Here is a 20,058-nt window from a genome sequence, read left to right as displayed (position 1 = left end):
CCGCGACAAAGGGATAGCGGGAACCGGGACGCGGTGGAGGATTCCAGGTTGACAGGCATCGAGAGGGGAAGTACGGTGGGCGGACGCGCGCCGGCGGAGGGATGCCGCGGCGCCGGAGGAGGAGCCGGTGGGAAGAACACAGGCAGCGGCCTACGCGGCGGCGCTGGGCCTTGCCCTGGCGGCCTGCGCGCCCGGCCAGTGGGACCAGTTCACCCGGGAGTTGGGAGCCGGTTTCGGGAGGGCGCCGCTCGCCGAGGAGCAGATCGTCGCCGGCCTCAAGGAGGCGCTCCGGGTGGGGACCGGGCACGCCGTGGAGCTCACCTCGCAGGCGGGTGGCTATTTCGGGAACCCCCGAATCAGGATCCCGATGCCCCCCCGCCTCAAGCGGCTGGCCGACACCCTTAAGGCGATGGGCCTCGCTCGCCAGGTGGACGAGTTCGTCCTGAGCATGAACCGGGCGGCGGAGCAAGCCGCGCCGGCCGCGACGGCCATCTTCCTGGACGCCGTCACGGCGATGACCTTCGAGGGCGCGCGGCAGATCCTGGAGGGCCAGGAGGACGAGGCCACCCGCTACTTCAAGGCCCAGACCTCGGCGCGGCTCACCGCGCTCTTCCGCCCCATCGTCCACGGCAGCATGGAGCAGGTCGGCGTGACGCGGCTCTACCAGGATCTCACGACCCGCTACACGGCCCTGCCCCTGGCCAGCCGCCCGGACCTGGACCTGGATCAGTACGTGACCATGAAGAGCCTGGACGGGCTCTTCCTGCTCGTGGCAGACGAGGAGCGGAGGATCCGGACCGACCCGGCGGCCCGGGTGACCGCCATCCTGCAGGAGGTCTTCGCCCGGTGAGGCGCATCGGGAGCCCCGCCTTTGCCGTGGCCCTCCTGGGCGCGGCAACGGGCCCGGCGGCCGCGCAGGACCTCGAGCCCTTCGTGCAGGTCGGCCCCTCGGTCCTGGTGTACCGGGGGAAGGACGGAGACCGGGCCAATGCGGGCATCATCCGGACTCCGGTCGGTTATGTCCTGGTGGACACCGGCCACACGCCGGCGGACAGCGAGCGGATCCGGCGGGCGCTCCTCCGGAGCCGGCTGGACGTCCGGTACCTGATCGTCACGCAGCCCCATCCGGACCACCACGTGGGGGCCTTCGTCTTCAGCCCCCCCGCCCTCCTCGTCGCCCACGAGGCGACGCGGGCGGCCATGGCGCGGATGGACCCCCGCGCCCTCGCGACGCTGTTCGCGACCCGCTATCCCGAGGCCGCGGAGAGCCTACGGGGCTACCGGATGGTCCTGCCGGACCTCACCTTCACCGACGTCCTGACGCTCCATCTGGGCGGGGTCGAGGTGCGCCTCACGCACCTGCCCGATGCCCACACGCAGGGGGACGCGGCCGTTTGGCTTCCGCAGGAGGGCGTGCTCTTCGGCGGCGGGGCGGTGAACATCCGGCGGCACCTGAACCTGGCGGACGGAAGCAGCGCGGGGATCCTCCGGGCCCTGGACCGCCTCGCCGCCCTGCAGCCCGCCGTGGTCGTCCCCGCCCACGGCGCCATCGGGGGGCCGGCCGACCTCGCCGTCTTGCGGCAGTACGTCCTGGACCTTCGGGCGGAAGTCCAGCGGCGACGGGCGGCCGGCCAGGACCTGGAGGGCGTCCTCGCGCAGGCCCGCCTCCCCCAGTACGACGAGTGGCCCGGGAAGGAGTGGCTGCGCGGGACCTTCACGCGCGTCTACCGGGAGCTGGCGGGGGAGTAGCGGAAGCAACGCGGTCCGGCGATTCAGGCACGCCTCTTGCTGCAGGTCGACGCGACGAGGAGGGGAGCATGGCGGGGACGAGGCGGGTCGTGACCGTTGCGGGCATCCAGATGCCGGGCGGGCCGGAGGTCGAGCGGAACGTGGAGCGCGGGCTCGCGCTGGCAGCCATCGCCGCGGAACGGGGGGCGAAGCTCCTCTGCTTCGCGGAGTGCTTCGCCTGGCCCTGGTTCCCGGTCGCCGCTGAGGCGTCGCAGACCCGCCTCGCGGAGCCGATTCCGGGGCCGGCGGTGGAGGCGCTGCAGGATTTCGCCAAGCGGCGGGAGGTGGTGCTGGTGGCGCCCGTCTTCGAGAAGGCCTTGGACGGCCTGTACTACAACGCCGCCGCGGTCATCGACGCCGACGGGGCGCTGGTCGGCCGCTACCGGAAGACGCACATCCCAGAGCTCCCCCACTACGAGGAGAAGTTCTACTTCACGCCGGGAGATCTGGGGTTCCCGGTCTTCTCCACCCGCTACGCCCGGGTCGGCATCCAGATCTGCTGGGACAACTTCTTCCCGGAGGGGAGCCGGATCCTGGCCCTGAAGGGGGCGGAGATCATCTGCGCCCCCACCGCCGCCTCCCTGCCGGCCGGGGCGGCCAAGTGGGAGCGGGCCATCGCCGCCAACGCGCAGGCGAACGGCTGCTACATCCTCCGGGTGAACCGGATCGGCCAGGAGCCGCGCATCGGGTTCTACGGGCGCTCCTTCGCCGTCGACCCCGGCGGGGAGTTCGTGGCGGAGCCGAGCGGGCCCAACGAAGGGGTGATCCTGGCCGACCTGGACCTGGACCGGATTCCGGAGGTCCGGGAGACCTGGACCTTCTTCCGGGACCGGCGGCCCGGCCTCTACGGGGAGCTGGCCTGACGCCATGTGGACGATCACGCGGGCGCGCGCCCGCACCGCCGCGAAGCCGAAGCGCCTCACCTTCCTGGAGATCCTGACCAAGGCGGGCCGGGAGTTCGCGGAGGATGCGTGCCTGAGCCGGGCGGCGGTCCTGGCCTACATGACCATCCTGAACCTGGTGCCGGTCCTGGCGCTGGCGATGGCGGCCTTCGCCTGGGTGACGCCCCGGGAGGACATCGAGGCCCGGGTGCGGGAGATCCTCTCCGCCCATCTCCTCCCCGGCTCCATGGAGGCGGTCACCGAGTACCTGCTCCAGTTCACGCACCGCCTCTCGACCGTGAGCATCCTCGGGGGCCTCGCCTTCCTGGCGACGGCGGTCTATCTCTTTCACGTCATCGAGCGGACCTTCAACGAGATCTGGCAGGTCCGGGCGCGCCGGTCCTTCCCGGAGAAGTTCATCACCTACTGGGGGCTCATCACCCTGACCCCCGTCATCGTCTCCCTGTCGATCTACCTGACGAACCGGGCCCCGACCATCCCCTGGCTCGAGCGCCTCGTGACCGTCCAGGCGGTCAAGTGGGCCCTCCCTGCCTTCTTTCCCCTGTTCCTGAACTGGATCGCCTTCTACCTGCTGTACGACCTGCTGCCCCACACCCGCGTCCGGGTGACGGCGGCGCTTCGGGGCGCGGTGGTGGCGGGCACCGTCTGGGAGGCGGCGAAGATCGGCTTCGACGTCTACATCCGGTACTTCGCCTCCTACGGGACCCTCTACGGGCCGCTGGCCATCGTTCCGGTCTTCCTCGTCTGGCTCTATCTCACCTGGGCGGTGGTGCTGTTCGGCGCCGAGGTGGCCTTCGTTCATCAGTTCCCGCACCGCCACAAGATCCGGGGCGGAATGATGGGCTCCTTCCTCATCCGGGAGTACTTCGGCCTCCGCTTCGTCATCGAGGCGGCGGTGCGGCAGGTGCAGGGGCGCAAGCCGGCGAGCCCGGAGGAGCTGCGCTACGCGGTGGACGCGCCCGAGGGGCTCACCCGCGAGATCCTGGGGCGCCTGTGCGAGGTGGGCATCCTCTTCCACCAGGAGGACCGGAGGGAGCAGGTCGTCCTGCAGCGGGCGCCGGGCAACGTCACCGTGGGCGAGATCGTGCGGGCGCTCGGGGGGAACGCCAGCAGCCTGATGGTCGGCCCCGACGACGTCCTGAAGGGCTACCTGACCCACCTCATCGAGCAGGGCACCCAGGTCCGCACCGAGGTCCTGGAGCGGGTGACGATCGCCGAGGTCCTGGCCGACGCGCTGCGGCTCGAGGTGCCGGCCAAGGCCCCGGAAGCACCGGCGGCGGAGCCGGGCCTCGCCGCGGCCGCCCGCCCGGAGGCGCCGCCCAGACCGGCGCTGGAGGTAGTGGAGGGGGAAGCCGACAGGGAAGACACGGAGGGCCGGCGGCGCCCGAGGCGCCGGGCGGATCGGTAGCGGAGGAGGGCTACGCCGGCGGTCCCGGATCCAGCCCTCTTTGCGTCAGGATCTCCCGCAGGCCGAGTAGGTCAATGGTAAGACGCCCGGCCGCGAGGTCCGCCTTGAGCGTCTCCTCCCAGGCCTCCCGGGCGCGGGCCTTCTCCAGGATGGCGGGGGCCTCTGCCGCCGGCACGACCACGACCCCGTCTTCATCGCCGAGCACCAGATCCCCCGGGTGGACGGTCACCTCGCCTACCACCAGGGGCTTCCGCAGGCTGCCCGCCCCCACCTTCGTCGTTCCCCGGATGGAGAGGCCGCGGCAGAAGACGGGGAAGGCCAGTCTCCGGAGCGGTCCCGCGTCCCGGACGCATCCGTCCAGGACCAGCCCGGCCACGCCCCGCGCCCGCGCCGCCACGGCCAGCACCTCCCCCCAGTAGCCGCGCTCCCACTCGCCGCCCACCGTGGCCACCAGGATGTCGCCCGGGGCCGCGGCCGCCACCGCGGCGTGCAGCATCAAGTTGTCCCCCGGGAGGCAGGAGCCGGTCAGGGCCGACCCGCACAGGCGCATCCCGGGGGCCAGCGGCCGGATCGCCGCAGGCAGGGCGCCGCGCTTGTCGGCTGCCTCGTGGACCGTGGCGGTGCCCAGGGCGGCGAAGCCCTCCAGGAGCTCCCGGCTCAAGGACGGGGCGCGATCGGGCATCCCTACGCTTCCCCCGGGAGCGGGAGCCCGACCTCCCGTCCCAGCACGGTCAGCTCCTCCCAGAGGGCCGGCCCGATGGGGACCCCCTCCCGCCGGTGGCGGGCCTCCGTTTCGAACTCGATCTCCCCGGGCAGGTAGATCCGTTCGGTCCCTGGGGCGGCGGGACCGCTCCGGACCTCCTGGATCATGGCATCCATGCGGGCCTTGAAGGCCTCCGGATCCCCGAAGGCCGTGAGGCGAAGCGCCGCGAACAGGTGGCCGACATCCTGCGGTCGCCGCGGGTTGTCGTACAGCTCCCCCACGGCCGGCCCCACGGCGGCCCCGGCCAGCACCCCGCTCAGGACCTCGATCAGCAGCATGAGGCCGGAGCCCTTATAGCCCCCGAGAGGAACGGGGGTCCCCGCCAGCGCCGCCGCGGCGTCCGTGGTAGGGCTCCCCGCCACATCAAGCGCCCAGCCCGCCGGGATCGGCTGCTGCTCTTTGGCGGCCTTGATGATCTTCCCGCGGGCGACGACGGTGGTCGCCATGTCCAGGACCACGGGGCGTTCCCGGCCCGCCGGGACGGCGATGGCCAGCGGGTTGGTCCCGAAGAACCGCCGCGTGCCGCCCCACGGGGCGACGAGCGCCGGCCCGTTCGTCACCGTGAGGCCGATGCAGTTTTCCTCGAGGGCCATCAGGGGGTAGGCGGCCGCCATCCCGTAGTGGTTCCCCCGGCGGACCGCCACGGTTCCCGTTCCCGTCGCCCGGGCCTTCTCGAGCGCGAGGCGCATCGCGGCCGTCGCCACGACCGGCCCCATGCCGTTGTCCCCATCGAGCAAGGCTGCCCCGGGCGTCTCCCGCAGGACCCGGACCTTCGGGGCGGGATTGATCAGCCCCCGCTTCAGGCGCTCCACGTAGACCCCGACCCGCAGGACCCCGTGGGAGTCCACCCCCCGCAGGTCCGCCAGGACCAGCGCGCGCGCCACCGTTTCTGCGTCTGCGGTGGGGAGACCGTGGGACCGGAAGAGCCGCGCAGTGAACGTCTCGAGGGCGGAGGCAGGGACGCGGCGGGGTGCGGCAGACACGGGGTTCCTCTCGGTCAGCGGTGGCGTCTCGGGGGGTGCGACTCAGGGGGGAGAGCGGCGCCTACTCCTGCCACCGGAATTCCAGGGCCAGCCGCTCCGCCCCCGCCGGCCAGGCCGCCGGCAGGACCAGCAGCGTCAGGCTCCCCTTGGCCGCCGCCCGGGGGAAGTAGAGGAACCCCTCGGCGCGGCCACCGGCCGTGAGCGTCCCGAAGGGGAAGGCGGCGTCCAGCACGGCCTGCCGGCCCCCGCCCCCGCCGGCGCCGAAGACCAGGCCGATGCCGAAGATCCCCACCGTGGGGTTCGGGCCGGCCGCGCCCACGCTGATATGGGGGCTGACGCCGGATCCCCGATCCGGACCGGCCGCGGCGAGGGCCGCCTCGGTCGGCGCCAGGGCGGCGACTTGCAACCCGTCCCCGGTGACGAGCAGAAAATCGCCCGGCGTGAGCGGGAGGGTCCCGGGCCCCGTGTGCTCCAGGCGGATCCGGAGGGGGAGCAGGTGCTCCCGGGCGGCGGCCGGCGCCGTCGCGGCCAGCTCTACGGTGACCGTGAGACCGCGCGATGTGGCCGTGACGCGCTGCCCGTCAGCCTCGACCGCCGCGCCAGGGCTCGGCACCGCCACGAGCTGCGGGCCGGCGCAGCCGGCGAGGACGAGGAGCCCCAGGAGGAGGCCGACCGCTCGCCGGCCCCTAGCTAATCGGGATATCGAGCGAGCCACCCTTTCCTCCCTGGGGGGCGCCCTTCAGGGCGTACTCGAGGGCCGCGTGCAGCTTGTCCTGGGCGCCCCGCAGCCGCTTCACCATCACGCGGGTGAGGCTGGCGAGCAGCTTGTAACCGAGCTTCGGGTTGCCATCGCACAGGACCTGGAAATCCTTCTTGTCCAGGGTCAACACCTCGGCCTTCTTCACCACCACCGCGGAGGCCGAGCGGGGGCCACCGTCCACGATCGCCATCTCCCCGAAGCAGTCGCCCGGACCCAGGATGGCCAGCGTCTTTTCGTCCCCCTCTCCCAGCATCTTGCTGATCTTCACGTTGCCCGACCGGATGACGAAGAGGGACTGGCCGGCCATGCTCTCGGTGAAGATGGTGCTCCCCTCCGGGAACGTCTTCTCCTTCGCCGCCCCCGCCACCTTCTGCAGCTCCTCGCCGCTCAGGTCGGCGAAGATCGGGCACTGCTTGAGGCCTTCGGCCTTTCCCGCCATCCCGCCCTCCCCCGGCCGGCGCCGGTCACGCGTGACTGTAGCACGCGTCGAAACAATTGCAAAGTGGCTGGCGGCGAGGCGCGCGCTCGGCCGGCCTCCAGTTGCCTCTTGACGGATTCCGGAGCGGCGAGTAAGTTCGGCGCGACGTATGGCGATCGGCGGAAGCAGGCGGCGGCTCCGCGCGGGGCCCCGGGAGCCGGGGGTCCTCCCGGTGCCGCCGTGGTCTTTGGGGGGCGTGCCCGTGGCCGAACTCCTCCCGTTCCGGGCGTACCGCTACAACCCGGCCGTGGCCGGGGAGCTGGCCGCCCTCGTCTCCCCCCCGTACGACGTGATCCCCGAGGAGCACCGGGAGGCCCTCCACCGGCAGCATCCCTACAACGCCATCCGCCTCATCCTGGGGGAGGATCTGGCCGGGGACGACGCCCGGGAGAACCGGTACGCCCGCTCGGCCCGCTACTTCGCCGAGTGGGTGGGGGCGGGGGTGCTGATCCGGGAGCCCGTCCCCGCGTTCTACCTCTTGCAGCAGACCTTCCCGGATGCGGCCGGGATGGAGCGGACCCGGACCGGTCTTACCGCCGCCGTGCGTCTCACGCCCTACGGCACCGGCGTCGTCTTCCCGCATGAGCAGACCTTCGCCCGGCCGAAGGAGGATCGCCTGCGCCTGATGCGGGCGATGCCGGCGCACCTGGAGCAGATCCTCGTCCTCTACGACGGCCCGGCCGACCCGGTCCGGCGCCTCTGGGACTGGGTGGCCCGGGGCCGGCCGGTCGCCGACTTCCGGGACGATCTCGGGATCCGCTGCCGGGTCTGGGGCATCCGGGAGGGCGACGCGGTGGCGGCCATCGCGGAGGCGTTCCGGGATCGGCGCCTCTTCATCGCTGACGGTCACCACCGGTACGAGACCGCCCTCCTCTTCCAGGAGGAGATGCGGTCGGCGGATCCCGCCCCCCCCGAGGTTCGGGCCCGCCGGGCCTATAACTACATCACCATGACCCTGGTCCACGCGGAGGATCCCGGCCTCCTGATCCTTCCGACCCACCGCCTGCTCGCCCCGTTCCCCGGGCTCCCCGCGCCGGCCATTCGGCGCGTCCTCGAGGCCGCGGGCCGCCTCACCCCCTGGCCCCTCGGCGACGCGGGGGATGGCCTCCCCGCCCTCCTGGAGGCGCTCCAGGCGGTCCGCGAAGGGTGCGTGGTGGGCTGCGCCTGGGGGGCGGGGGAGGGGGGGCTGCTCCGGATCCCGGACGCGCCCGGAGCCTCCCCGGAGGATGCTCTGGATGTGGTGCGCGTGCACGGACGGATCCTGGCCCCCCTCGTCGCGCGCGCCGGGGGGACCGCCGAGGAGCGGGTGAGCTACACGCGGGATGCGGCGGCCGCCCTCGCCGCCGTCCGCCAGGGCAAGCAGGGCCTGGCGGTCTTCCTGCGGCCCCCCACGGTGGAGCAGGTGATGGCGGTGGCCGCAGCAGGGGGTCGGATGCCCCAGAAGACGACCTACTTCTTCCCCAAAATCCTGACCGGGCTCCTCTTCCAGCGCGCCGAGCCGCTCGCCATGGCGGAGGAGGCCTAGCCGGTGCCCAGGGGGCCCTGCGCCACCCACCCTCAGGTGCCGTCCGTCGCCCGCTGCTTCCGGTGTCTCACCCCGGTCTGCCGGGCCTGCCGGGTCCGGGCGCACCACCGGAGCTTCTGCGCCCGCGGCTGCAGCGCCATCTACCTCCTGCAGCGGGCGGCGGCCGAGGACTGGCGCTACATCCGGCGCGCCGCCGCCGGCCCTTCCCGAACCCCGTGGGGGCGCATCCGCGCCGTCCTGGATGGCGCCCGGTTCCGCCTCCGGCGCACCCGGCTCGACGAGCACCTCAGGAGGCTCAAGGGGCGCGTCATCTCCGGCCGGGCCGTCCTCCCGCGCCTGCGCTGGTTCCTCGCGCCCGCCGCCCTCGTCGCGCTCGCCCTCCTCTGGCTCTTCCCCTCACCCCCCCCGCCCGAGGTCGTCGTGGCGAAGCCTCTCCGCACCCCCTCTCCCGTGCCGCCGCTCCCGGGGCTCCGGGCGCTCGTGCCCTCGCCCGGCGACCGTCCGGGATCCCCCGTCGGGCGGCCTCCGGATTCGCCCCCCGAGGCGCGTCCCGAGCCTCCCTCCCTGCCACCGTCCGTGCGGCCCGGTCCGTCCGCTCCGGGGCGCCCCCTGGAAGTGAGCCGGGGGCTCCGCAGCCGGAAGGAGGTGGCGCTGACCTTCGACGGGGGCTCGGACGCCAACGTGAGCAGCGAGATCCTGGACATCCTGCAGGCGCGGGGCGTTCGGGCGACCCTCTTCCTGACGGGGGGGTACATCCGCCGCTTCCCGGATCTGGTGCGGCGGATGGTGGCCGAGGGGCACGAGGTGGCCAACCACACGGACAGCCACCGCCACCTCACGACCTTCGCCCGGAACCGGCGGCACGACACCCTGCCGGGCCTCACCCGGGAGATCTTTCAAGGGGAGCTGCGGCGGGCCGAGGCCGCGTTCCGGGCTGTCACGGGGCAGGCGATGCGGCGGTACTGGCGCGCGCCCTACGGGGAGGTGAACCGGGAGCTGCTCCGGTGGGCCGCCGGGCTCGGGTACACCCACGTGGGCTGGACCCGGGGGGAGGGGAACGAGACGCTGGACACTCGGGACTGGGTGGCCGACCGCTCCTCGCGCCTGTACGCCTCCTCGGCGCGCATCCGGGACCGGATCCTGGGGTTTGACGAGGAGGGGGGGGACGGGGCGGCGGGGGGAATTGTGCTCATGCACCTCGCCAGCCGCCGGCGGGACGACCCGCTGCACCGGCGCCTGGACGAGATCATCGACGGGCTCCGGGCCAGAGGCTACGCGCTGGTGCCGGTCTCCGACCTGCTGCGCGAGGACGGGGAAGAGAGTGCGGTGGGGGCCCGGCGGCCGGAGCGATCAGGGACGCTCGCCGGGGGCTGAGGCAGCCGGCTCCCGTTGCGCGGCCCCGAGCGCGGCCCGGAGGGTATCCACCTCCCGCTCCAACTCCTCCAGCCGCTCCACGAGCCCCTGGATGGCCTGGGCGACGGGATCCGGCAGGTCCACCATGTTCAGGTCGATGGGGGTCATGACCTTCCTGCCGTCCCGGTAGATGACCCGTCCCGGAACGCCCACGACCACCGAGTTGGGCGGAACCTCCTTCACCACGACGGATCCGGAGCCGATCCTGCTGTTCTCCCCCACGGTGAAGGGGCCGAGGATCTTCGCCCCGGAGCCGATCACCACGTTGCGCTGGATGGTGGGGTGGCGCTTGACCCGCTCCAGGCTGGTTCCCCCCAGCGTCACCCCCTGGTAGATGGTGACGTTTTCCCCGACCTCCGCCGTCTCGCCGATGACCACCCCCATCCCGTGGTCGATGAACACGCCGGGCCCGATGGTGGCGGCAGGGTGGATCTCGATGCCGGTGAGAAACCGACCCAGGTGGGAGAGGAATCGGCCCAGGAGGAGGAGGCCGGCCTTCCAGCAGCGGTGCGCGAGGCGGTGAACCCAGAGGGCGTGGATGCCCGGGTAGCAGAGGAGGACCTCGAGGGTTCCCCGGCAGGCCGGGTCCCGCTCCTTCGCCGCGCGGATGTCCCGCTTGAGCGTTTCGAACACGGGGGTCCTCCGATACGGTTAAGCTACTGGATGCCTCCGGGGAAGTCAAGGCGACGGGCGGCCCGAGGCCGAGCCGGCGGCCTTTGACACCACCCGGGGGGCAGGGTATATAGATATAATAAGAAGAGGAAGCGGACCGGCGGCCCCCGGGGGGCCGGCGGACGCGCATCCGGAGCGGGGGGCAAGCGTACGGGGGAGGAGGAAGAGCCATGCGCGGGGCACGGCAGGTCGTGGCGGCGGTCCTGGCGGTCGTCCTGGTTCCGGTGCTCCTGGTCTCCGCGGAGGCCGGGGGCATCGAGCGGGTGAAGAAGGCGGGGGTGCTCCGGGTCGGGAGCGACATCACCTATCCTCCCTTCGAGTTCATGGAGGCGGGCAAGCCGGCCGGCTTCGACGTGGAGGTGGCTCAGGAAGTCGCGAAGGCCCTTGGGGTGAAGCTGGAGTACGTGAACACGGCGTGGGACGGGATCTTCGCCGCCCTGAAGGCCGGGAAGTTCGACATGCTCCTCAGCGGGATCACCATCACCGAGGAGCGGATGAAGTCCTTCGACCTGGTCTTCTCCGAGCCCTACTTCGAGTCCGGGCAGGGGGTGGCGGTCCGGCTCGGCGAGAAGCGGATCAAGAAGCAGGCGGACCTCACGGGGAAGGTGGTCGGGGTCCAGATCAACACCACGGGCCAGGCCGCGGCGGAGAAGGTGAAGGGGGTCAAGGAGATCAAGAAGTACGAGCAGCTCCCCGAGGCCTATCTGGACCTGAAGGCGGGGCGCTTGGACGCGGTCGTGGCGGATTACCCGGTGATCGTGGCCAACGCGAAGGAGGACGGGAAGTTCACCCCGGTGCGGGGGCTGCAGCTCGGGGAGCCGGAGCTCCTCGGGATCCCGGTCCGCAAGGACGAGGCCGACCTGCTCACCGTCGTCAACAAGACCGTCCGGGACCTGAAGAAGAGCGGGAAGTACGGGCAGATGAAGCAGAAGTGGTTCGGGGAGAAATAGCCCGGACCGGCCGCCCCTGAGGGGGACCGATGGACTTCAGGTGGTCCATCTTCGTGGAGGTCTTCCCTCTGCTGCTGGGCGGCGCGTGGGTGACCCTCACCATCACGCTCGTCTCGATCGCCATCGGCATCGCCGGAGGCCTGGTCCTCGGGGTGATGCGGGTTTCCCGCTTTGCCCTGGTCCGGGGCGCGGCGACCTCGTATACCGAGCTCATCCGGGGGACGCCCCTCCTGATGCAGCTCATCGTCCTCTACTACGCCCTCCCGTCGGTGGGGATCAACCTGCCCGCCATGGCGGCGGGCATCACGGGGCTGGCCGCGAACAGCGCCGCCTACGTGGGGGAGATCTTCCGCGCCGGGATCCAGTCGGTGGAGCGGGGCCAGGTGGAGGCGGCCCGGGCGGTGGGGCTGACGCACATGCAGACCATGCGCTACGTCGTCCTTCCCCAGGCCTTCCGCCTGGTCCTCCCCCCCCTGACCAACGAGTTCGTCACGATGCTGAAGGATTCCTCCCTGGTCTCCACCCTCGCCATCGCCGAGCTGCTCCGGGTCGGGCGAGAGGTGGTGGCCTGGAAGGTCAACGTCTTCAGCCCGTTCGCGGGGGTGACCCTCATCTATCTGGCCATGACCTTGCCCCTCACCAAGCTGGCGCGCTATCTGGAGCAGCGGATCGACCCGGAGCGCAGAGTTGCCGGCCACCTCTCCTAGCGTCCCGGTCGCGACGGCGATGCCCATGGTCACCGTCGCCGACCTCCACAAAGTCTTCAAGGGGACGATCGAGGCGCTGCGGGGGGTGAGCCTGGCCGTCCAACCGGGGGAGGTGGTGGTCATCATCGGCCCCTCCGGCTCCGGCAAGTCCACCCTGCTGCGCTGCCTGAACTTCCTGGAGATCCCCACGCGCGGCCGCATCGTCATCGACGGGGTCGAGGTGACCGACCCCCGGACCGACCTGAACGCCGTCCGCCGGGAGGTGGGGATGGTCTTCCAATCCTTCAACCTGTTCCCCCACCTGCGGGCCCTCGAGAACATCACCCTCGCGCAGGTGAAGGTCCGGAAGCGATCCCCCGAGGAAGCACGGGGGGTGGCGATGCGCCTCCTGACCAAGGTGGGGATCCCGGAAAAGGCCGATGCCTACCCCACCCAGCTCTCCGGCGGGCAGCAGCAGCGGGTGGCGATCGCCCGGGCCCTCGCCATGAACCCGAAGGTCATGCTCTTCGACGAGCCGACGTCGGCGCTGGACCCGGAGATGGTGGGGGAGGTCCTGGACGTGATGCGGGCGCTGGTCCGGGACGGGATGACCATGCTCATCGTCTCCCACGAGATGGGGTTCGCCCGGGAGGCGGCCGACCGGATCTGCTTCATGGACGAGGGGCGGATCCTGGAGGAGGGGCCGCCCGAGCACTTCTTCCGGAACCCGACCCACGAGCGGACGAAGCAGTTCCTCAGCAAGATCCTCTGATGGCGCTGGACGTCCCTGCCGCCCTGCAGGCCCTCTCCGCCGACCCTCTCCTCTCGACGGTGGTGGCCGCCGCGACCCGCCGGGGCGTGGCCCCCCTCTACCTGGTGGGGGGCTACCTCCGGGATCATCTCCTGGGGCGGGGTCTCCGGGAGCGGGATCTGGACCTCGTCTGTTCGGGGGACTGCCGGGCGCTCGTCGCCGAGTGCCTGAAGGCCCTCGGCGGGACGCTGGTCCCGCTGGACCCGACCACCGTCCGGATCGCCTTCGCCCGCGGGGGAGACGCCTGGCAGGTGGACGTGGCGGCGCTCCGCGGAGAGGGGATCGAGGCGGATCTCGTGCAGCGGGACTTCACCGTGAACGCGCTGGCCCTGGACCTGACCGGGGACCGGGCGGGGAAGCTCATCGATGTCACCGGGGGGGTGGCCGACCTCGAGGCCCGGCGGATCCGGGTCCCCTCCCCGGCGGTCCTCCGGGAGGATCCCCTCCGGTGCCTGCGGGCGGTCCGGATGGCTGCCCAGCTCGGCTTCCAGGTGGAGGCGGCGACGGCGGCGGCCATCCGGGAGGCCGCGGGGGGCCTGGAGGCGGTCTCGGCTGAGCGGATCCGGGACGAGCTGTTCAAGATCCTCGATGCGCCTCGCCCGGCCGCCCACGTCCGGGTCCTGGACGACCTGGGGATCCTCGCGGTGATCCTCCCTCCCCTGGCCGCCCTCAAGGGGGTCCCGCAGGGGGACCCGCACCGGCAGGACGTCTGGGAGCACACGCTCGAGGTGGTGGAGGGGATCCCCTGGGTTCTGGACCGCCTGCCCCGGCTGGTCCCCGAGGCCGGGACCGAAACGGGTGAGCGGATGGCCGCCCCCGTGGAAGGGAACATCAGTCGCAGGAGCCTCCTCCTGTTCGCCGCCCTCATGCACGACGCGGGAAAGCCGGCCACGCGCACCCAGGAGGGGGACCGGGTCCGGTTCCTCGGACACGAGGCGCGGGGGGCCGAGCTGGCTGCGGGCCTCTGCGAGGGGTTGCGCCTCGGCCGCCAGGCTGCGGCCCTCGTCACGTCCGTCGTGGCCGAGCACCTGCGCCCGATCCTGCTTGCGGCCGAGCCGAGCGTGACGCCCCGGGCGCGCTACCGCCTCCTCCGCGACCTGGGGGAGGTGGCGGAGGAGGTCCTCCTGCACAGCCTGGCCGATGTCCGGGCGACCGGCGGGGAGGACGCCGCCTTCCGGCGCCAGGTGGCCTTCGTCCGGGAGACCTTCGCGTTCCGGCGGGACCGGATGCGGCCGGCGGCGTCGGCCCCCTTCCTCCGGGGGGAGGAGGTGATGGCGGCGCTCAAGATCCCTCCCGGGCCGCTGGTGGGAGCCTGCCTGGCCGCCGTGGCGGAGTGGCAGGCGGCGGGAGAGGTCCGCACGCCGGCGGAGGCCCTGGAGCGCCTGCGCGCGGAGTGGCCGACGTTCCGGCAATCCTGGGGGCCCTCATAGCGCTCCTTGAAGGGATTCCGCGATCCGCACGGGCTCCTGCGCCGCGGGTGGCGCCGGATGCCGCCCGACGGCCCCCATAGCGGAGGGGGGTCCCATCGGCGCCTGGCCGATGGGGGGAACCACGGGAGGGTTCCCTCCGGGGGGCCGGGGGCGGCGCCGGCGACAGGACCCGCGGCGCGGCGGGAATGCGAAACGCAAGGCGTCCGGCCTTCCCGAGGGTTGCCCCGGCCGCGCTCGAGTGGTATAAGGCGACGAGGCGGGATGGTACGGGCGAGGGCGGGAGGGGCGGTGGACGAGCGGACCCGGCAGGCGGGGCTGCGGCACATGCTCCTGGGCTTCCTCCTCCTCCTGCTCACCCTCTTCACGGTTGCCCTCTGCGGTCTCCCCCGGGAGACCCGGGGAGCCGGGAGCGCCGGTGCGGGCCCGCGCTAGGCGCCCGCGGCTCCGCCCTCTCCCCGACGAGCTGCTGGAGCATTACGGCAACCTGTTCGTGACCCTGGGGATCGCGGCTGCCGCACGGATCAGCTTCGAGCAGTTCCTGGCGGCGCCCGACTATCACCTCTCCCGTCTGGCTCCCGCGCCCTCCGCTCCCCGCTCCGGCTGGACGCGCCGTCTCCGCTGGGTCCTCCTCCTGTTCCTCGCCGCGGGCCTGGCGGCCTGCCCGTCCGAGCCGGCCGGCCCCGAGGGGATCGCCCGGGCCTTCGTGGACCGCTACTACGCGGCGGCCGACCCCGAAGCGGCGGGCCGCTACGCCTCGGGCCTGGCCAGGAGGAAGCTGGAAGAGGAGCGGCGGCTGGCGGCGGAGACGGTGGCCGATCCCCGGGCGCGGGAGCGCGAGGTGGAGGCGACGCTGGAGGGGCAGCAGGTCCAGGGGGAGGAGCGGATCTTCTTCACCTTCCTGGTGACGGTGCGGGCCGGCCCGCTCGCGCTGCGCAAGCGCGTCCTGGTCGCCACCGGGAAGCAGGGAGGGGTGTGGAGCGTGACGAACTACCGGGAGACGGACCTGTGACGAACGGGCAGGACCTCCGGGCAAAACCGGTGAGCGCGTCCCGGGTCGTGCTGTCCACCTTCATGAACCCGGCCGACGCCAACCCGCTCGGCTCGGTCCACGGGGGAGTCATCCTGCGGCTGGTGGACGAGGCCGGCGGGGTGGCGGCGGCTCGCCATGCGCGCCGACCCACCGTGACGGTGGCCCTGGACAGCATGACCTTCCGCTCGCCGGTCCCCATCGGCTGCCTGGTCACCTTCAAGGCGTCCGTCAACTACGCGGGGACCACCTCGATGGAGGTGGGAGTGCGGGTGGAGACGGAAGACCTCCTGACCGGGGAGATCCGGCATACCTCCTCCGCCTACCTGGTGTACGTGGCCCTGGACGAGGAGGGGAAGCCCTGCCCCGTGCCGGGCCTCATCCCCGAGAATGAGGAGGACCGGCGGCGGATGGCCGCCGCCGAGGCCCGGATGGGGGCACGCCGCAAGCAGCGGAAGGGCTGAGGCCCCTTGCACCCCCGCTTCGCCTGTGCTAGAAAGGACGGCGCGCGGGTATCGTCCAATGGTAGGGCGAAGGCTTCCCAAGCCTTAGATGCGGGTTCGATTCCCGCTACCCGCTCCAGAATCGCCGCTCCGGGTCACGGGTCCCCGTGACCCGTTTTTTTTGCCGGAAGGGCGCCGCCGGCCGGCCGCGCCGCCGGCTCTGTGATATACTCATTCAACCCCAGGGGGGGATCATGCGCTCTCCTCATGAGGAGGGTCCTATGCGTCGTGCGCTCATCGCGGGGGTGCTGAGCGGTCTGCTGGCCGGGTGCGTGATCGTGCCAGGGGGGCCGCCGGGCCGCGGCGGCATCCCGCCCGGGCACGGCGGGATTCCACCCGGGCAGGCCAAGAAAATGGGCCCCCCGGTCCTGGTGGCGGCGCCCCGGCTCATCCTGATTCCGGACACGAACATCTACATCGCCACCGGGATCGAGTACGATGTCTTCGTCGTGGGCGGCGTGTACTACTTTTTCCACGAGGGGGGCTGGTACAGCGGCCCGAGCCACCGGGGCCCCTGGCGGGGCGTGGACGCGAAGGATCTGCCGCCGGGCCTGCGGAAGAGCTCGCCGGGCAAGCTCAAGGAGAAGCTCCCGCCCGGCCTCAAGAAGGGGTAGCCGCGCCGTGGCCCAGGGGATCATCCGGAGGCAAGGGTCGGCGACGGTCCTGGGGACCTGGCGGGCCGACGCCCGCTCCCTCTCCGTGCAGACGGAGGACCCGGGCCTGCGGGCCGCGGCCGACCGGATCCTGAGCACGCCCCAGCTCATCCCCGTGAAGCCGCCGACGCACTGGCAGGAGGCGGGCCCGGAGTCGGGGGTCCGGACGGCGCCGGCGGCCTACAAGCACATCCCCCTCTTGGTGATGGAGCTGGAGAGCCTCGGCTACGAGGTGGAACAGACCGATGAGGAGGCCTGAGGGTCCGGGCGAGGGGCGGAATAGCTCCGGGCCTGGTCTCGTCTGAAGGAGCGTGGCCCTGGCGGGGCGCCGACCGGGGCTGCCGGGAGGAGGGGACCCATGACGGTGCGACACGTGTTCATCCTGACGCTCATCGCTCCCCTGGTTGCCGCCGGCTGCGCCACCACGCCGACCCCGGCCCAACAGGGCGCCGTCATCGGCGCCGGGGCTGGCGCGGCGACGGGGGCGGTCGTGGGCGCGGCGACGGGGGGGAGCCCGGGGAGGGGGGCCCTCCTCGGAGCCATCATCGGCGGCCTGGGTGGGGCGATCGCCGGGGACATCTACCAGCAGGGCCAGCAGCGGGCCTACGAGCAGGGCCGCCAGGACGCGGCCCGGGCCGGCGTGCCGCAGCCGGGCGGCCCGCCCGTGACGGGGCAGGGCCCCTACGCTCCCGACCCGACCCGGGGGGAGGTCAGCAACAGCACCCGCTGGGAGATCCAGGTGCACCTGGACCAGCAGCCCGGGAGCCTCGGGAGCCCGAGCTTCATCCTGAACCCCCAGGAGAGCCGGCCCGTGAACCTGGACGTCGGCCAGCACCGGGTCATCGCGAAGGCCTTCGTGAGCACCCAGTTCGGGAGGCGGCCCGTGGGGACCTACGACCGTGTGGTGACGGTGGATCCGAGAAGTAGCGGCTGGAGCATTCGCTTCGTCGAGACCAGTTTCTAGGGGCGGGTACGCCCCGCGTTCCGGAGAAGGAGGGCGGCAGGGGCTCTGCCGCCCTCGACTTCTTTGATGGACCCCGCGCCGGCCGGGAGCGCGGGCAGCAGCGGAGGGCGTTTGACTTCCCCTCTGCGCGGGGGGTATGCTCCGGCGGAGCGCCAGCGGCAGACGATCGCGCGAACGGGCGCGGCCTGCTTCGCGTTCCTGCGAAGACGGCGGAACAGCAAGGAAGGAGTCAACCGGTGGCCATCGAGCCGCTCATCCGTGATTTGTTGAAGGAGCTGGGGGAGGACCCGTACCGGGAAGGGCTCGTCAAGACGCCCGAACGGGTGGCGAAGGCCTGGGAGTACTTCACCAGCGGGTACCGGCAGGACCTGTCGGAGGTCCTGAACGGAGCCGTCTTCGTCGAGCAGTACAACGAGATGGTCCTGGTGAAGGACATCGACCTCTACTCGATGTGCGAGCACCACCTCCTCCCCTTCACCGGCAAGGCCCACGTGGCCTACCTCCCGAAGAACAAGATCCTGGGCCTGAGCAAGGTCGTCCGCCTGGTGGAGATGTTCAGCCGGCGCCTCCAGGTCCAGGAGCGTCTGACCTGCCAGATCGCCGATACCCTGATGCAGACCCTGGAGCCGCGGGGGGTGGCGGTGGTCATCGAGGCCCACCACTTCTGCATGATCATGCGGGGAGTGGAGAAACAGAACAGCCGGGCGGTGACCAGCAGCATGCTGGGGCTCTTCCGCGAGTGCCCCATGACCCGCAACGAATTCCTGCAGCTCATCGCCGGGCCGGGCCGATAAGGCTCCGGGGGCGGGTGGCCCTCGTCACCAGGGCATACTGCTTGACAGAGGGAAAGCCTCTGCTATCCTCGAACGAGAGGTGCCAGATTCCGAAGACGCGCGGGCGCCTCGGGGGCGGACCCGGTGTTCTCGGGTGGGCGAGAGGATGAGGCGGCCGGAGGGGGTGCGACGTGTGGGGAAAGCAGCGGAACCAGTCGGGAGCCGGGGCGGTCTCTGAGGCCGCCGTCCTCGAGGCCCTGCGGAAGGTCCAGGACCCGGAGATCCACAAGGACCTCGTCACCCTCAACATGATCAAGGACCTGAAGGTGGAGGGGGGGACCGTCCGCCTCACGGTCGAGCTCACCACGCCTGCCTGCCCGCTGAAGGAGAAGATCGAAGGGGACGTCCGGGAGGCGCTGATGACCGTTCCCGGTGTGGCCCGGGTCGAACTCAAGATGAGCAGCAACGTCGCCACCGGCCGCGCGACCCCGGAGCGGGCCCCGCTGCCGGGGGTCAAGCACGCCCTGGCCATCGCCTCCGGCAAGGGGGGCGTCGGGAAGTCCACCGTCAGCACGAACCTGGCCGTGGCGCTCGCCGAGGCGGGTGCCCAGGTCGGCTTGCTCGATGCCGATATCTACGGCCCGAGCATCCCCCAGATGATGGGCCTCCGGGGGGAGGCGCGGAGCAACGGCGGGAAGATCATCGCCTTCACCGGCCACCTGGGGGTGAAGGTGATGTCCTTGGGCTTCTTCCTCCCGGAGGGGGCGCCGGTGGTCTGGCGCGGCCCGATGGTGGCCGGCGCCATCCAGCAGATGCTCCGGGACGTGGACTGGGGAATCCTCGACTACCTGCTGGTGGACCTTCCGCCGGGGACGGGGGACGCCCAGCTCACCCTCTCCCAGACCATCCCCCTCAGCGGGGCCGTCATCGTGATGACCCCGCAGGATGTGGCCATGAACATCGCCGGGAAGGCCCTGGCGATGTTCCGCCAGCTCAAGGTCCCCATCCTGGGGATCATCGAGAACATGAGCGCGTACCTCTGCCCGCAGTGCGGTCACGAGGCCGAGATCTTCTCGCGGGGGGGCGGCCGGCGGGCGGCCGAGCGCCTCGGCGTCCCCTTCCTTGGGGAGATCCCCATCGACCCCGAGATCTGCCGTCTCAGCGACAGCGGCCAGCCGCTCCTGGTCGGTGCCCCGACGTCGAACTCGGCCGCGATCTACCGGAAGGTGGCCGGGGCGCTCGCGGGGCGGATCAGCGTGGCCAGCCTGACGGAAGCCCCGACGGACAACGTGGTCTTCATCAAGGGACCGGCCCCGGGCGGCTAGGGCCGGCCCGCTCCTGCGCGCGCCCATGAAAGACGGGAATCGCTACGAAGCCGAGATCGAGGCCCTCCAGGCCCAGGTGAAGGCCCTCGAGGAGGAGGTCTATCACCTCCGCCGCCGCCTCGAGCAGGCCCCCCGGGAGTTCGAGTTCCTCCGGGCGAAGCTCCACGCCTCCCGGGAGCAGCTCGACCAGGCCTACCAGCAGAACGAGCGCCTCGTCCAGGCCCTCCACCAGGCGAAGGAGCAG

At 72.1% G+C, this 20,058-nt stretch carries 24 protein-coding genes and 1 tRNA gene; 20 read left to right on the top strand and 5 right to left on the bottom strand.

Annotation, left to right across the window (positions count from 1 at the left end):
- The first annotated feature begins 127 nt into the window (after positions 1–127).
- The 4 genes from VGT06_00965 (at position 128) to VGT06_00950 (ending at position 4,098) form a co-directional block, all read left to right on the top strand.
- The gene (locus tag VGT06_00965) at positions 128–850 is read left to right on the top strand and encodes a DUF4197 domain-containing protein (GenBank protein ID HEV8661702.1); all 723 of its coding nucleotides are present in this window, start codon (positions 128–130) and stop codon (positions 848–850) included.
- Complete coding sequence (locus VGT06_00960) at positions 847–1,749, top strand: MBL fold metallo-hydrolase (GenBank protein ID HEV8661701.1); 903 nt, start codon at positions 847–849, stop codon at positions 1,747–1,749. Before VGT06_00965 ends, VGT06_00960 begins: the two co-directional genes overlap by 4 nt.
- Positions 1,750–1,817: 68 nt before the next feature.
- On the top strand, positions 1,818–2,651 hold the full coding sequence (locus VGT06_00955; GenBank protein HEV8661700.1) for a nitrilase-related carbon-nitrogen hydrolase: 834 nt from the start codon (positions 1,818–1,820) through the stop codon (positions 2,649–2,651).
- Between the two features lie 4 nt (positions 2,652–2,655).
- Complete coding sequence (locus VGT06_00950) at positions 2,656–4,098, top strand: YihY/virulence factor BrkB family protein (GenBank protein HEV8661699.1); 1,443 nt, start codon at positions 2,656–2,658, stop codon at positions 4,096–4,098.
- A 10-nt stretch (positions 4,099–4,108) separates the two neighbouring features.
- Here the strand turns inward: VGT06_00950 and VGT06_00945 are convergent, their stop codons facing one another.
- The 4 genes from VGT06_00945 to VGT06_00930 form a co-directional block, all read right to left on the bottom strand.
- Complete coding sequence (locus VGT06_00945) at positions 4,109–4,780, bottom strand: 4-carboxy-4-hydroxy-2-oxoadipate aldolase/oxaloacetate decarboxylase (protein HEV8661698.1); 672 nt, start codon at positions 4,778–4,780, stop codon at positions 4,109–4,111.
- Between the two features lie 2 nt (positions 4,781–4,782).
- Entirely contained in the window at positions 4,783–5,844 is a 1,062-nt protein-coding gene (locus VGT06_00940) for an Ldh family oxidoreductase (GenBank protein HEV8661697.1), read from the bottom strand.
- Positions 5,845–5,905: 61 nt separating this feature from the next.
- Positions 5,906–6,559: a hypothetical protein gene (locus VGT06_00935; GenBank protein ID HEV8661696.1), complete on the bottom strand. Its 654-nt coding sequence runs from the start codon at positions 6,557–6,559 to the stop codon at positions 5,906–5,908.
- Positions 6,531–7,043: a cyclic nucleotide-binding domain-containing protein gene (locus VGT06_00930; GenBank protein HEV8661695.1), complete on the bottom strand. Its 513-nt coding sequence runs from the start codon at positions 7,041–7,043 to the stop codon at positions 6,531–6,533. The genes VGT06_00935 and VGT06_00930 overlap by 29 nt, the downstream gene beginning before the upstream one ends.
- 241 nt (positions 7,044–7,284) lie before the next feature.
- Here VGT06_00930 and VGT06_00925 point away from each other — a divergent pair, with 241 nt between their 5' ends.
- Both VGT06_00925 and VGT06_00920 read left to right on the top strand, forming a co-directional pair.
- Positions 7,285–8,607, top strand: coding sequence for a DUF1015 domain-containing protein (locus tag VGT06_00925; GenBank protein ID HEV8661694.1), 1,323 nt, complete (start codon positions 7,285–7,287; stop codon positions 8,605–8,607).
- Between the two features lie 3 nt (positions 8,608–8,610).
- Positions 8,611–9,981, top strand: a complete 1,371-nt coding sequence (locus tag VGT06_00920; GenBank protein ID HEV8661693.1) for a polysaccharide deacetylase family protein — start codon at positions 8,611–8,613, stop codon at positions 9,979–9,981.
- Here VGT06_00920 and cysE read toward each other — a convergent pair.
- A complete protein-coding gene (cysE, locus tag VGT06_00915; GenBank protein ID HEV8661692.1) occupies positions 9,958–10,653 on the bottom strand; it encodes a serine O-acetyltransferase in 696 nt (231 codons plus the stop codon). The genes VGT06_00920 and cysE overlap by 24 nt on opposite strands.
- A gap of 209 nt (positions 10,654–10,862) precedes the next feature.
- Between cysE and VGT06_00910 the strand changes: the two genes are divergently transcribed.
- From VGT06_00910 to VGT06_00845, 14 genes are all read left to right on the top strand, one after another.
- Positions 10,863–11,642, top strand: a complete 780-nt coding sequence (locus VGT06_00910; GenBank protein ID HEV8661691.1) for a basic amino acid ABC transporter substrate-binding protein — start codon at positions 10,863–10,865, stop codon at positions 11,640–11,642.
- Positions 11,643–11,671: 29 nt separating this feature from the next.
- Positions 11,672–12,349, top strand: coding sequence for an amino acid ABC transporter permease (locus VGT06_00905; GenBank protein ID HEV8661690.1), 678 nt, complete (start codon positions 11,672–11,674; stop codon positions 12,347–12,349).
- Positions 12,350–12,374: 25 nt separating this feature from the next.
- Entirely contained in the window at positions 12,375–13,100 is a 726-nt protein-coding gene (locus tag VGT06_00900) for an amino acid ABC transporter ATP-binding protein (protein ID HEV8661689.1), read from the top strand.
- On the top strand, positions 13,100–14,569 hold the full coding sequence (locus VGT06_00895) for an HD domain-containing protein (protein ID HEV8661688.1): 1,470 nt from the start codon (positions 13,100–13,102) through the stop codon (positions 14,567–14,569). The genes VGT06_00900 and VGT06_00895 overlap by 1 nt, the downstream gene beginning before the upstream one ends.
- A 288-nt stretch (positions 14,570–14,857) precedes the next feature.
- Positions 14,858–15,001, top strand: a complete 144-nt coding sequence (locus tag VGT06_00890; protein ID HEV8661687.1) for a hypothetical protein — start codon at positions 14,858–14,860, stop codon at positions 14,999–15,001.
- The gene (locus VGT06_00885; GenBank protein HEV8661686.1) at positions 14,985–15,578 is read left to right on the top strand and encodes a hypothetical protein; all 594 of its coding nucleotides are present in this window, start codon (positions 14,985–14,987) and stop codon (positions 15,576–15,578) included. Before VGT06_00890 ends, VGT06_00885 begins: the two co-directional genes overlap by 17 nt.
- Positions 15,575–16,060: an acyl-CoA thioesterase gene (locus VGT06_00880; GenBank protein HEV8661685.1), complete on the top strand. Its 486-nt coding sequence runs from the start codon at positions 15,575–15,577 to the stop codon at positions 16,058–16,060. The genes VGT06_00885 and VGT06_00880 overlap by 4 nt, the downstream gene beginning before the upstream one ends.
- 44 nt (positions 16,061–16,104) lie before the next feature.
- Positions 16,105–16,178 (top strand) — tRNA-Gly (locus VGT06_00875).
- 142 nt (positions 16,179–16,320) lie between these two features.
- A complete protein-coding gene (locus VGT06_00870) occupies positions 16,321–16,713 on the top strand; it encodes a hypothetical protein (GenBank protein ID HEV8661684.1) in 393 nt (130 codons plus the stop codon).
- A gap of 7 nt (positions 16,714–16,720) precedes the next feature.
- Positions 16,721–17,011, top strand: a complete 291-nt coding sequence (locus VGT06_00865) for a hypothetical protein (GenBank protein ID HEV8661683.1) — start codon at positions 16,721–16,723, stop codon at positions 17,009–17,011.
- Positions 17,012–17,110: 99 nt separating this feature from the next.
- Positions 17,111–17,716 carry a hypothetical protein gene (locus tag VGT06_00860; protein HEV8661682.1) on the top strand — a complete coding sequence of 202 codons (606 nt, stop codon included), beginning with the start codon at positions 17,111–17,113 and terminating at the stop codon, positions 17,714–17,716.
- 242 nt (positions 17,717–17,958) lie between these two features.
- Positions 17,959–18,510: a GTP cyclohydrolase I FolE gene (folE, locus tag VGT06_00855; GenBank protein HEV8661681.1), complete on the top strand. Its 552-nt coding sequence runs from the start codon at positions 17,959–17,961 to the stop codon at positions 18,508–18,510.
- 170 nt (positions 18,511–18,680) lie between these two features.
- Positions 18,681–19,814, top strand: coding sequence for an Mrp/NBP35 family ATP-binding protein (locus tag VGT06_00850; protein ID HEV8661680.1), 1,134 nt, complete (start codon positions 18,681–18,683; stop codon positions 19,812–19,814).
- Positions 19,815–19,839: 25 nt separating this feature from the next.
- Positions 19,840–20,058 (top strand): proteasome ATPase (locus VGT06_00845; protein ID HEV8661679.1); only part of this gene is annotated, 219 nt, incomplete at its 3' end.

The sequence above is a fragment of the Candidatus Methylomirabilis sp. genome, from assembly GCA_036000645.1.
Classification (GTDB): domain Bacteria; phylum Methylomirabilota; class Methylomirabilia; order Methylomirabilales; family JACPAU01; genus JACPAU01.
The sequence above is the reverse complement of the archived record's forward strand: the minus strand, read 5'-3'. Positions and strand labels throughout refer to the sequence as shown.

Excerpts from the sequence above, each read along its gene's own strand:
- VGT06_00955 (HEV8661700.1), top strand. The coding sequence starts at position 1,818 with ATGGCGGGGACGAGGCGGGTCGTGACCGTTGCGGGCATCCAGATGCCG.
- VGT06_00950 (HEV8661699.1), top strand. The coding sequence starts at position 2,656 with ATGTGGACGATCACGCGGGCGCGCGCCCGCACCGCCGCGAAGCCGAAG.
- VGT06_00945 (HEV8661698.1), bottom strand. The coding sequence starts at position 4,780 with ATGCCCGATCGCGCCCCGTCCTTGAGCCGGGAGCTCCTGGAGGGCTTC.
- VGT06_00930 (HEV8661695.1), bottom strand. The coding sequence starts at position 7,043 with ATGGCGGGAAAGGCCGAAGGCCTCAAGCAGTGCCCGATCTTCGCCGAC.
- VGT06_00910 (HEV8661691.1), top strand. The coding sequence starts at position 10,863 with ATGCGCGGGGCACGGCAGGTCGTGGCGGCGGTCCTGGCGGTCGTCCTG.
- VGT06_00905 (HEV8661690.1), top strand. The coding sequence starts at position 11,672 with ATGGACTTCAGGTGGTCCATCTTCGTGGAGGTCTTCCCTCTGCTGCTG.
- VGT06_00900 (HEV8661689.1), top strand. The coding sequence starts at position 12,375 with ATGGTCACCGTCGCCGACCTCCACAAAGTCTTCAAGGGGACGATCGAG.
- VGT06_00895 (HEV8661688.1), top strand. The coding sequence starts at position 13,100 with ATGGCGCTGGACGTCCCTGCCGCCCTGCAGGCCCTCTCCGCCGACCCT.
- VGT06_00870 (HEV8661684.1), top strand. The coding sequence starts at position 16,321 with ATGCGTCGTGCGCTCATCGCGGGGGTGCTGAGCGGTCTGCTGGCCGGG.
- VGT06_00860 (HEV8661682.1), top strand. The coding sequence starts at position 17,111 with ATGACGGTGCGACACGTGTTCATCCTGACGCTCATCGCTCCCCTGGTT.